At 34.3% G+C, this 12156-nt stretch carries 13 protein-coding genes; 3 read left to right on the top strand and 10 right to left on the bottom strand.

The annotated features are described in order from the left end of the window. Positions 1-77: 77 nt before the first annotated feature. The 10 genes from ACFPH8_RS07165 to ACFPH8_RS07120 form a co-directional block, all read right to left on the bottom strand. On the bottom strand, positions 78-647 hold the full coding sequence (locus ACFPH8_RS07165) for a Crp/Fnr family transcriptional regulator (RefSeq protein WP_248399604.1): 570 nt from the start codon (positions 645-647) through the stop codon (positions 78-80). 154 nt (positions 648-801) lie between these two features. Further along, the gene (locus ACFPH8_RS07160; RefSeq protein ID WP_376859691.1) at positions 802-1608 is read right to left on the bottom strand and encodes a type 1 glutamine amidotransferase domain-containing protein; all 807 of its coding nucleotides are present in this window, start codon (positions 1606-1608) and stop codon (positions 802-804) included. Positions 1609-1616: 8 nt separating this feature from the next. Continuing rightward, on the bottom strand, positions 1617-2777 hold the full coding sequence (locus ACFPH8_RS07155) for an iron-containing alcohol dehydrogenase (RefSeq protein ID WP_376859689.1): 1161 nt from the start codon (positions 2775-2777) through the stop codon (positions 1617-1619). 27 nt (positions 2778-2804) lie between these two features. Further along, on the bottom strand, positions 2805-3806 hold the full coding sequence (locus ACFPH8_RS07150) for an NADP-dependent oxidoreductase (protein ID WP_376859687.1): 1002 nt from the start codon (positions 3804-3806) through the stop codon (positions 2805-2807). A gap of 12 nt (positions 3807-3818) precedes the next feature. After that, positions 3819-4412 (bottom strand): TetR/AcrR family transcriptional regulator, encoded by a 594-nt coding sequence (locus tag ACFPH8_RS07145; RefSeq protein ID WP_376859685.1) that lies wholly within the window; start codon positions 4410-4412, stop codon positions 3819-3821. A gap of 213 nt (positions 4413-4625) precedes the next feature. Beyond that, on the bottom strand, positions 4626-4964 hold the full coding sequence (locus ACFPH8_RS07140) for a cupin domain-containing protein (protein ID WP_248399613.1): 339 nt from the start codon (positions 4962-4964) through the stop codon (positions 4626-4628). Between the two features lie 154 nt (positions 4965-5118). Further along, entirely contained in the window at positions 5119-6507 is a 1389-nt protein-coding gene (locus ACFPH8_RS07135) for an NAD-dependent succinate-semialdehyde dehydrogenase (RefSeq protein WP_376859683.1), read from the bottom strand. Between the two features lie 12 nt (positions 6508-6519). Continuing rightward, on the bottom strand, positions 6520-7254 hold the full coding sequence (locus tag ACFPH8_RS07130) for an SDR family oxidoreductase (protein WP_376859681.1): 735 nt from the start codon (positions 7252-7254) through the stop codon (positions 6520-6522). A 425-nt stretch (positions 7255-7679) separates the two neighbouring features. Further along, entirely contained in the window at positions 7680-9602 is a 1923-nt protein-coding gene (locus ACFPH8_RS07125; RefSeq protein ID WP_376859679.1) for an SdrD B-like domain-containing protein, read from the bottom strand. 163 nt (positions 9603-9765) lie between these two features. Then, positions 9766-10203, bottom strand: coding sequence for a TlpA family protein disulfide reductase (locus ACFPH8_RS07120; RefSeq protein WP_376859677.1), 438 nt, complete (start codon positions 10201-10203; stop codon positions 9766-9768). Between the two features lie 151 nt (positions 10204-10354). Between ACFPH8_RS07120 and ACFPH8_RS07115 the strand changes: the two genes are divergently transcribed. From ACFPH8_RS07115 to ACFPH8_RS07105, 3 genes are all read left to right on the top strand, one after another. After that, complete coding sequence (locus tag ACFPH8_RS07115) at positions 10355-10804, top strand: KTSC domain-containing protein (RefSeq protein WP_248399623.1); 450 nt, start codon at positions 10355-10357, stop codon at positions 10802-10804. 193 nt (positions 10805-10997) lie between these two features. Further along, complete coding sequence (locus ACFPH8_RS07110; protein WP_376859674.1) at positions 10998-11414, top strand: c-type cytochrome; 417 nt, start codon at positions 10998-11000, stop codon at positions 11412-11414. A 129-nt stretch (positions 11415-11543) separates the two neighbouring features. Further along, positions 11544-12014, top strand: a complete 471-nt coding sequence (locus ACFPH8_RS07105; protein WP_376859672.1) for a nucleoside deaminase — start codon at positions 11544-11546, stop codon at positions 12012-12014. Positions 12015-12156: the final 142 nt, after the last annotated feature.

Genomic DNA, 12156 nt, shown 5'->3' with positions numbered 1-12156 from the left:
AAGAAACCTATGTTTTGGGTGCAGTAATAACAGGAAATAAGCCAATCCAATAAGTGAAATTTCAAAAATAATTAAGCTTAAATACGTTTCCGAATGCGGCTTAATGCTTGAGGCGTAACACCAATATAAGAGCTTATATATTTTAAAGGGACTTCTTTTAGTAACTCTGGTCGTTCCTTAAATAATTTCAAATAGCGTTCTTCGGCTGTTAGGTTTAACAAGTGTTGCTCGCGTCTGGATTTGATTAAAAACAAACGTTCAGCAGTTAGCCTACCAATTAAATTTCCAATTTGGGTGTTTTTGTAGACGTCTTGTAAATCGGCATAGCTCATACTTAAAAGTGTGGTGTCCGTTAAAGCTTGGAGCTCATAAGCTGAAGGAGATTGGGTTAAGAACGAATCATAAGCACTTACAAATTGATCCGTAAAACTGAAACCAAAGGTAATTTCTTTTTCAGGGTTTTCCTTCGGAATAAATAAACGTACTACACCAGACTCAATAAAAGAAATATGATTTTCTATGTCATGTAGCTTTAAAAAAATATGCTTTTTGGGAATTACACGACGCGTTAATTTAGATGTGAAAAATGCCCAATCTGCATCTGATATGGTTGCTATTTGTTCTAAATACGTTTTAATTTGTTGCACCTATATTGCTTGTAAAAGTTGATTGGCGAAGGTAATAAATTTTGCATGACGATATAATGTTTTTGCTTTATAGCGCCAATTATGTGTCTTAATTTCTACAAACAAAAAGGTCATCCAAAAACGGACGACCTCTTAACTACTTACTAAAATAAACTTACTTTAAACTTTCCATAATTTTTTCTGCCACTAATTCAGATGATGCCGGATTTTGACCTGTAATTAAATTACCATCCTGAACAGCATAAGCCGCCCAATCATCCTTTTTTGAATAGATTCCACCATTATTATTAAGCATATCTTCAACTAAAAAAGGTACCACATCAGTCAGACCAACAGCAGCTTCTTCTGTGTTGGTAAAACCAGTAACTTTTTTCCCTTTTACTAATGGGTTTCCATCTGTACCTTTTACACGTTTTAAAGCAGCAGGTGCGTGACATACAAAACCTATAGGTTTGGCTTGGCTATTAAATTTTTCGATTAGTGCAATAGATGTTTCATCATTTGCTAAATCCCATAAAGGACCATGTCCGCCTGGATAAAATACAGCGTCAAAATCATCTGGATTCATATCGGATAATTTCTGTGTGTTCGCAATTCGTGCCTTGGCTTCCTCATCTTTATCAAAACGTTTGGTGGCTTCTGTAGCAGCATCTGGCGTGTCACTACTTGGATCAATAGGAGCAGCACCACCTTTTGGTGTTGCAATAGTAATGGTTGCACCTTTATCTAATAACGTGTAATAAGGGCTTGCAAATTCTTCAACCCAAAATCCTGTTTTCTTTCCGGTATCTCCTAATTTATCGTGAGATGTTAATACAAATAATATATTCATAGTTTTTTCTTTTTTACTGTTTAATGGTTCTTCTAAAACGCTTTCAGAAGTATTTTTCATTTTGCTGTCTTTACAGCTTGAAACTGAAAGAATGGTTAGCACAAATGCGACGGTTTGAATAAGTTTCATTTGTAAAACTAGTATGCCATTTTTACAATTTTTTCCACCTTGTCTGGAGATAAGGATTGGTGTTCACCTAATCCTAACCAACCACGATCCGTGAATCGTTGCGATATGGTTTCTGCAGTACCTTCAAAGTCTTTGGTATAATCAGAGAGTTTGGTATTAATTCCCAAAGCATGAAAAAATGCCACAGTTTTTTCAATAGCTAAATATGCAATGTCATCTGTGTTGCCTTCTGTAATATTCCAAACACGTTCGCCATATTGTGCTAATTTGTCTTTTTTCGCTTCAAAATTATACTTGTAATGACTTGGTGCAATAACGGCGAGAGTCCGTGCATGGTCTATGCCAAATAAAGCGGTTAACTCATGGCCAATGGCATGAACTGCCCAATCTGTAGGAACACCTTTTTGAATGAGTCCGTTTAAGGCCATTGTACAGCTCCACATGAAATTTGAAGCTGCTTGATAATCTGTTGGATCTTTCAATACCTTTGGAGCGACCTCTATAATGGTTTGCAATATACTTTCAGCAAAACGATCTTGTAATAAGGCACCACTAGGATAGGTCATATATTGTTCTAAAACATGTGTGAAGGCATCTGCTAAACCATTAGCCAATTGGCGCTCTGGAATAGAGGTTATAACCTGTGGATCCAAAATGGAAAACTCTGGAAATAAGCCAGGACCACCCATGCTTAATTTTTCTTTCGTTTCAGCTCGGGTAATTACGGCACCTGAATTCATTTCAGAACCGGTTGCAGGTAAGGTTAAAACCGTACCAAATGGCAAGCCTTTTTCGGTTCTAATATTATCGGCTAAAATATCCCAAGGCGTAAGACCTTCATATAAGCCCGCAGCTGATAAAAATTTAGTACCATCAATTACGGAACCACCACCAACGGCTAATAAAAAGTTGATATTTTCTGTTTTAATAATTTCCAATGCTTCCAATAAAACAGCATATTCTGGATTGGCAGGGATGCCACCAAATTCAATAACGGTTGCATTACCCAATGCTGCTTTTACTTGATTATAAATACCGTTTTTCTTAATACTTCCGCCACCATACAAGAGCAGAATTTTAGCGTTTTCAGGTATTTCGTTCTCTAATTTTTTGATACTATCCTTTCCAAATATAATTTTGGTCGGGTTTTTAAATTCAAAATTGTTCATAATATTTTTTTTATGTTTTTCTAAAATTTAGATTTTAACAATCATTTTACCTTTGTTTTTACCTTCAAATAAATCGATAAAAGCTTTTGGAATGTTGTCGAAACCATCTACTATTGTTTCTGTATAGGTAAGTTTTCCTTCGGATAACCATTCTGATAGTTGCTTCATGGCTTCAGGAAATTTTTCTGCATAATTCGAAACGATAAAGCCTTGCATGAGTGCGCTATTTTTAACTAGAAATGGTTGTACGCTTAAGCCTTTTGGCAATTCAGTGTTATTGTATACCGATATAGCGCCACAATTAATAATGCGTGCAAATTTGTTAATACTAAAGAATATAGCATCAGAAATTGGTCCTCCTACATTATCAAAATAAATATCCACGCCATCTGGAGCAGCTTCGGCTATTGCCGATTTCATATCGTCTGTTGTGTTATAATTAATACCTGCATCAAAACCAAATTTGGATTTTAGCATGTCAATCTTTTCATCTGTACCAGCTATACCAACAACGCGTAAACCAAGGATTTTCCCTATCTGACCAACAACAGATCCAACGGCTCCTGCAGCTCCCGAAACGACTAATGTTTCGCCAGCTTGCGGTTTACCAATTTGTGTTAATCCACAATAAGCTGTTAAACCGGTCATGCCTAAAATTCCTAAATATGCACTCAAGGGTGCTTTGTTAGCATCAACCTTTAAAAGATCTTCGCCTTTTGATATTTGTTGGGTTTTCCAATCCAACATACCTGAAACATAATCACCTTCCGAAAATTTGTCGTTTTTAGAGTCGATAACTTTGGCTACAACACCAGAGTGAATGGGTTTGTTCAATTCAAACGGAGGAACATAAGACTTGGCGTCACTCATGCGACCACGTAAATAAGGATCTACGGAAACGTATGCCGTTTCTAATAACATTTCACCAGAACTGATGGTTTCTTTGATGTCTTCTGTTATAAACTCGAAATCTGAAAGCGTTGGTTTGCCTTCAGGTCTATTTTTTAATAATATGGTTTGTGTTTTCATTATATGATAATTTTATATGTTGTGTTCAATTGTTTTTATACTGCTCCAAGCCGATTGAAAAGCTGCATCTATTTGTGTCTGGTCGAGTTGAAAATTACCACGCTTTTGTGCCATCATTAAAAAGGATAATGGATTAATAGCATAGGCATATAATATATAGTTGGATAGAGGCTTTATAACACCTTCTTGCTTTCCACGTTCCCAAAGGTCGAGTAGGGGTTGTAAATGTTTAATCCCTTGTTGCACGCTAGGTTCGTCAATCATGGGTGTGTTATCACATTGCGCTAAAAACATGGCTTTGTCAAGTTCGGTCTGTTTAAACTCGGCTATGCGTTTCCAAATGGTTTCAAATCCAGATTCAACAGAAACTTCATCACTATAGGTAGCAAAGGCAAAATCCGTAAATGCGGCTTTTACTTCTAAATAGGTTTTATTAACCAAATCCTGTTTGTTTTCAAAATAGAGGTAAATAGTTGCTGGCGATACATTGGCCATCTTCGCTATTTTACTCATAGGCGTGGCGTGAAAACCATTATTATTTACTAACTCAATGGTAGCTTTAATAAGGGCGTTTCGTTTATCGATACTTTTCTGAAGTTTTGCCATGTTTTTTAATTCTTGTACAAAGATAGGTTAAAAAATGAATGTTCATTCTTTTTTAACAAATGTTTAGGTTTAATGATTTAGGGTTGGGACAGGAATAAAAGGCGACTAACCATTAGGTAAAACAACGGTTAGCCGTAAACTTAGAATCAATTAATTCTAAAAAAGGTCTATTCTTGTAGAATTGACCTTTTAAATAATAGTTTGTAGTTAAATCTATTCAACCACACGCTCCACACGATTAACACTATCTGTTTTGGATAAAGATAAGCGCACAATACAATCAGCGGTACATAACAAATCATGAGGAACATGGGCTTCTAAAGCAATTAAATCGCCTTTTTTTAATTGTAATTTTTCGCCATTAACGCCAAATTCTATGGCGCCTTCAAAAATAGAAACCACAATAGGAGCAGGTGCTTTATGTTCTTTCATAATTTGGCCTTTGCGCATGACAATTCTAATTTCTTTAGAGTGATCGCTATCAAGTAGTACACTAATAGCAGGTTTATCTGTTTTATAAACCAATTGGTCTGTTATGGATGCTGTTTTCATAAATGTATATTTAAAGATGGATGTTTGTTAATAAAATGTTGGCTATAGCTTTATTGTATTTGTTTCACAAAGGTAAAGCATATTTAATAGCGGACAAAAATATCCGAGATAAAATATGCTTTTCTGATAATCCTATATTTAAGATAAAAATTTACTAATCGCTAATTAATATAGACTTAACGTTTACAAATTCTTTCATACCAAATCCACCGTGCTCACGACCATAACCAGAATCTTTTACACCACCAAATGGCATTGTAGGATCGGCCAAACCAAAGGAGTTGATAAAAACCATTCCCGTATCAAAATGTGTTTCAGCTAACTTTGTAGCACGATCTACGTCCTTGGAAAAAATTCCGCCTCCCAATCCAAAACGGCTGTCGTTGGCAATTCGCATGGCGTCTTCTTCATTTTTAGCTTTGATAAGTGATGCAACGGGTCCAAAAAGTTCATCATCGTAAGCTGGCTGTCCAGGTTTTACATTTTCTAAAACTGTAGCCGGATAATAATAACCGTCACCTTCTTGCGGTTTTCCACCACATAGAATTTTTGCTCCTTTTTCAACACTTTCCGTTACTTGTTTATGGATTTTTTCACGTAAATCTTTGCGAGCCATAGGACCTAACTCTGTCTCTTTTTCATTGGGATTTCCTAATTTAATTTCGCTCATAGCCTTTACAAAAGCGTCTTTGAATTTATCGTAAATGGCATCCACAGCAATAAATCGTTTGGCAGCAATACATGTTTCACCGTTGTTATAAATACGACCCATAACAGATTGTTTTACGGCATTTTCCATATCAGCATCCTTTAAAATTAGATAAGCATCATTACTTCCTAATTCTAAAACGGTTTTCTTTAAATTTTCACTAGCCAATTTACCTATAGCTTTTCCAGCAACTGGACTACCTGTAAGGGTAACACCTCTAACTAATTTATGTTTTATAACCGTATCTGATTGGTCGTGATCTATTATTAAAACGCTAAATAATCCATCTGGTAAGCCTGCATTTTTAAATATAGATTCTAAACGTTTAGCCGTTCCAGTAACGTTAGCAGCATGCTTTAATAACACACTATTTCCAGCAATTAAATTAGTAATAGCATAACGAATTACCTGGTAGCTTGGGTAATTCCAAGGCTGAATTCCGTAAATAATTCCAATAGGTGCGTAGGTAACAATACCTTTACCGCCGTTGGATAATTCGCGGGTTTCGTTTTTTAAATTATCTGCAGCAATAGAGGCGGAATAATCGCAAATACCAGCACACAATTTTACTTCCTGATGACTTTGTTTAATGAGTTTCCCCATTTCGTCTGTCATAAGCTGTGCTAAATCGGACTTTTGATTTATTAATTCTTTTTCTATTGCTTGAATTATTTTACCACGTGCTTCAATGGATTTTGAACGCCATGCTGTAAACGCTTTGTGCGATTTTTCTATTATTGACTCCACTTCAGAATCAGACATATAATTATAGGTTTCCAACGTTTTTCCAGTGGCTGGGTTTATAGTTTTAAAGGTTTTTGTTTCAGTTTTCATAGTTTTTATTTTTTATTGTTGTTCACTTGGCACGATATACACATCATTAATATTTACATGATCAGGTTGTGATAAAGCGTAGTAAATAGCATTGGCAATATCATCGGCTTTTAAAGTTGTCATGCTCTGCATGCCAGACATTTTCTCTTTAATGTCTTCATCAGTAATGGTATCAGTTAAATTCGTATCCACAGCTCCGGGCTCAATAGACGTTACATTAATACCGTATTTTGGTGCTAATTCTTGTCGTAGTCCTTCGGAAAACATCTTAACAGCAGATTTTGTAGCGCAGTAAACCGCACCTCCTGGGAAATAACGATTTGCAGCCATAGAAGAAATATTAATGATGTCACCGCCTTTATTTTTGATTAGAGTAGGGAGTACAGCTGACACGCCATTTAACACGCCTTTAATATTGACGTCTACCATGGTATTCCATTCATCAGTTTTTAATTTTTCAACAAATGATAAGGGCATTAAACCTGCATTATTAATTAAAGAATTAATGGTTCCATATTTTTCTAGTGTTTTAGTCACCACAGTTTCAAATGCTTTTTTATCTGTAACATCTGCAGTTACAACATATGCTTCACCTTGGTTATCTTCAATTTCTTTTTTTAAAGTGTTTAATTTATCTGTGCTTCTTGCCGTAAGAACCACTTTAGCACCTTTTTTAGCTAATAGTTTTGCTGTAGCTTTTCCAATTCCACTTGAGGCTCCAGTAATTATAATGACGTTGTTTTTCATAGTTTCATAGTTTTAGAATTTTTTAGGTTTTCAGGAATGTAATTATTATCAATGTATCAGACAGTCTCTAATAGATTTATATTTAACGCAATACAAAAAATATTAATGGTAATTACGGATGTTTTTGGAATGTTTGAAATTTTAAACCAAACCTATTACCATAAGTTTTCTTGTTACAACAGGAGAAAGAAGAATTTGCCTTGGCCTTTAATCAAAGGGGCTCATTATTTAAATTTCTGAAGAAAAAACACAATTAAGGAATAACCAACTTCAAGAGAAAACAGCATTTGGGCATCCAAAATTATAATTTGGTAGTAAATTCGTGCATTAGTAAAAACAATATTAGCTTGCTAAATCATGACACCATTGTGAAATAGTGATAATTCGGCAAGCTAATGTTGTAAAAGGGTTGATTAATAAGTAGGTTACTTTTTAATCACTTTATAGGAATAAGATTTTTCATTAGTATTAATAATCAAAACATAAACGCCTGTAGCAAAATTATTGAAATCTATGCGTTGCATTTGATTATTGGATGCTTTAGAAGTAATTAGTTGCCCTTGTACAGAGTAAATGGTATACTTATAATTTGTTAATTGGGTATTAATTGTTAAGAAGTTAGAAACCGGATTTGGATAGAAACTAACAGCATTAAAATTAACTTTGGTTAAACCTAATGTTGAACTATCGTAAATGCCTAAATCAATATCTAAATTGTTTGAACCACCTGCTGTTAGCGTCACATTGACAGTTTTGGTTATAGGATCAAAATCACTATCTACTGTGGGATCTCCACCTGCATTTTGAATACTAATATCTGGCAAGTTTAAGGTAGGTACTGCGGTTAAGGTATACGTTCCTGGTGTTAAAGCAGGTAAGATGTAAATACCGTTGGCATTAGATGTTGTAGATCCTAAAAAGCCATTTCCTGCAATGCGAATTGTTACACCTTCTACACCAGTCTCACCTGAATCCTTAATGCCGTTACCGTCCAAGTCATTCCAAACTAAATTGCCAATTTCAAACAAATCAAGGCTGTTTGAAACGGGGTCTGCTGTACTTGTAGGATTTCCTAATAATGTTGGTGCGCACGAGTTTCCTGAAGCAGCATAATTTATGATAGCTGTAGCTTCTAGAGTTGTTGTAGGTCTTGCAATAATAATACAATCTGTAACACCATTAAGATTGGTAATGGTATTGTTTGTTATTTCAGCATTAATAATATAATTTTCATCATCAATACCTGATGAATCTGTAATTAAAATTCCGGCTTGACTCATATCGGCAGGTGAATTGTCGGAATTTGGATTATCTATAGTATTATTATTAATAACTAAATTCCAAACATCTGTTGAAACATCATCGCAAAACGGCCTATCATAAATACCGTTGTTTATGATACCAGATATCGTGTTGTTATTAATTGTTAAGGTTGCTTGCACACCATTGGATGTACTGTCACCATCTATAAACATACCATTACTCGTGTTTAAATTATCACCTATAATGGTGTTATTTGATATAGTTCCATAAAGGGTGTTATTAATACCATCTAAATTAATTAAAAGCGCATCACCATCCACATTGGTTAACATGTTTCCAGCAATAGTAAAGCGAGCTTCTAAATTAGTAGCTGCAGGACTACCATTTCCTAGGTGTACATCTATACCGCTGCCAGATCCAAGCCAGTTGCTAAAATTATTATTGGTAATTACCAAAGTTGCATGGCTATTGTTATTTTCAAAAGCAACCTCTATAGCATCATCTTCTAATGTTCCTGTGTTGGAGTTATTATCAATCAGAATATTAGCATCTCCACCAATACCATTTTCACCTACACCAATTTTTATCAGGTCGTCATTGCCGAAATTACCAAAACTATTATTTAAAATAGAGGCACTCAATTCTATAGTACTATTAGAGTTCAGATAGATTCCGTTTGTGTTATCTGCTGAAAACGCGTTACCAATTACGGATATATGACCCAATACATTGGACATATGAATGATGCCTTGACTATTAGAGTTTAAAGAAGAGGTTAAGGTAAACCCAGAGATTGTAATATTTCCGGTATGTCCAGCCGCAAAAAAAGCTGGTGCCGAATTACCATTAATGATTGCATTACCTGCATTTTCTGCTTGAATAGAAATACCATTTGGTCCCGTAGCAAGATTAATACTTTCGTTATAAGTACCATTGGCAACAACTATTATATCATTATTGGATGCGGCATTTACCGCAGCTTGAACAGTAGATTGATCTGTTGGAACATGGATAACCGTTTGTGCTAAAGCAAACTCTGTTATACATAAGCAAATTGTAAAAATTGTAAACGTAATTTTTTTCATGTGTTTAAAAATTTGGGGTTATTAAAATTGGGGTCAAATATAACTTTTATATAAAATTATGCTAGGTTTAATGTATTAAAGGTTTAGGGTTTTAATATTTCGGCAAAATTTTTATGCGGTTTTAACCCTAATTTCAAGTAAATGAATAGTATAGACGTACATTTTAATTATTTATAAGCGCTTCAATGGCGTAGTAGAGCCTGTTTTGGGCATTAGCTTGAGACCCAAAAAAGGAACGGAACAAGGTGCCATTTTCTGTAATTAAAACCCATTGCGGAGTCCCTTCTGCTTCGAATTGATCATAGACTCTATGATGTTCGTCAATGTAAATTGGAAAGGGAATTTGACCATTTCTAAAAATACGCGTTATAGATGTTTTAGTTCCTTCTCGATTTTTAAAATCAGAATGAATACCAATTACTTGAATAACCGGGTATTTTGTTTGAAATTCATAAGCAAGAGGAATAGCGCGTCCTGTACATCCTAAACAGTCATTATTATAAATAATTAGTAATAAAATTTTGTTGTTGTACCTCAATATTAAATCAACAACAGCACCTTCTAAATCTTTAACATGAATGGATTGGATTTTTGAAGTCATATTTCAGTAAGATTTTAAGGATAACAGAATTTATTCATGGTTATAAAATTAATCATATTTAATAGATTAAAAACCAACTAAACATTATTTAATTATTAATGTTGTTTATGTGTTATTTACATGTACTTTTGCGCCCTCAAATAAATTTGGTATGAAGCGCATAAACGAATACAAGAAACTCTTTGGAGTTGAAAAGGAATTGGAGCTTAAGTCTTTAAAAAAGAGCTATCGTGATTTGGTTAAAGAGTGGCATCCAGACAAGTTTCAAGATGGAGACGAGCGTCAAGAAGAAGCTGAAATAAAAAGTAGAAAGATTATAGATGGCTACCATTTTTTAGTCAGTATTGCACCAGAAACTATTGCTGCTAATTTAGAAGCTTACACAGAAACCATTACCAATTCTAGTATTGCAGATTATACCCATAAAGGTTTATTACTTGAAATTTTCTTTCAAGACGGTTCGTCTTATGAGTATTTTGGTGTAACGAAACAAGTGTATATTAAAATGATTAATAGTGATAAATTAAACCGTTTTGCAAAACGTAGTATCTATCCAAATTACACCTATAGAAGAACACAACGCACGCTAGAAAACGCGTAACACATAAAATAGTTTTTAACTTTTAATAAAAATTTAAAACTCCAATAGCGGTCTGTTTGGTCATATCTATTGGAGTTTTCTTTTTATAAATACATGATTATTAACACGCCTGATAATTGTCATGTTATCTAATTATTATATTTTATACTTTAGTAATATCTTCATTCTCACGAAGAAATTTAAAAACTTGGGTATGCGAATATTTACAATTCTACTGTTCATTTTACTGCTGAACAGCTGTAAGTCTGAAAAAAAAATAGAAGAATCAATTGATAATTCTGTTCCCGAACGTACGGAATTAAGTTACGATTCTAAAATCTTTCTAGGTAATCGCTTATTTTCAGAAAAAACCTGTGTTACCTGTCACGACATAGACACCTATTTTAAAGCGCCATCGGTTATTGAAATTATGAAGGTGTACAAAGAAAACAACGCTGATATTGTGGCGTTTTTAAAGGGCAATTCCAAACCAATTTTAGATGTAACGGCAAGTGAAATTGCTATTATGCAAGACAATATTGATGGGTTCCTAAAAAATATTACCGATGAGGAACTAAATGCCATCGCTACATATATGATGCATGTTGATGAGTTGGTGAAAAATAGATAGCAATTTTTATAATAAAATGTGCATAAATCAAGCGTAATAAAAGCTATGACACATTGTGTTTATAAATATCAGCAATTTTCGGTCGGATTACTTCAAATGATTTGTATTTTTCAGAAAAATATTTTTAAAATGTCGAAAGAACAATTTATGAAAGAAGCTGTAAACGCAGCTTTAAAAGGAATGAATAATAACGAAGGTGGACCATTTGGTTGCGTTATTGTTAAAGATGGAAAAATAGTTGGACGTGGAAATAACAAAGTTACCTCTAGTAATGACCCTACGGCACATGCTGAAGTGACTGCTATTAGAGATGCCTGCAAAAATTTGGGCTCTTTTCAATTGGATGGTTGTGAAATTTACACATCTTGCGAACCGTGTCCTATGTGTTTAGGTGCTATTTATTGGGCAAGACCTGATAAAGTGTATTACGGAAGTAGCCAAAATGACGCCGCTAATATTGGCTTTGATGATGAGTTTATATACAAGGAAATTCCATTACCATATGCTGAACGTAGCATTCCATTTGAGCAATTGGCGCGCGATATTGCTATTGAACCTTTTCAGGAATGGACGAAAAAAACTGATAAAACGGCTTATTAAATTAGAGATAACGTCAGTTCGAGTGTTCCAAGTTTACGAGAAACGTATCGAGAACTTTTGTTTTAATAAAACCTTCTCGATACAAAATTTCTAAATTGAAATTTCACTCGAAGTGACGATATAGTTAAGAAGCAATTCTTCA

Source organism: Bizionia hallyeonensis, assembly GCF_042657385.1.
Taxonomy (GTDB): Bacteria; Bacteroidota; Bacteroidia; order Flavobacteriales; family Flavobacteriaceae; genus Algorimicrobium; species Algorimicrobium hallyeonense.
This window is presented reverse-complemented; position numbering and strand designations above follow the sequence as displayed.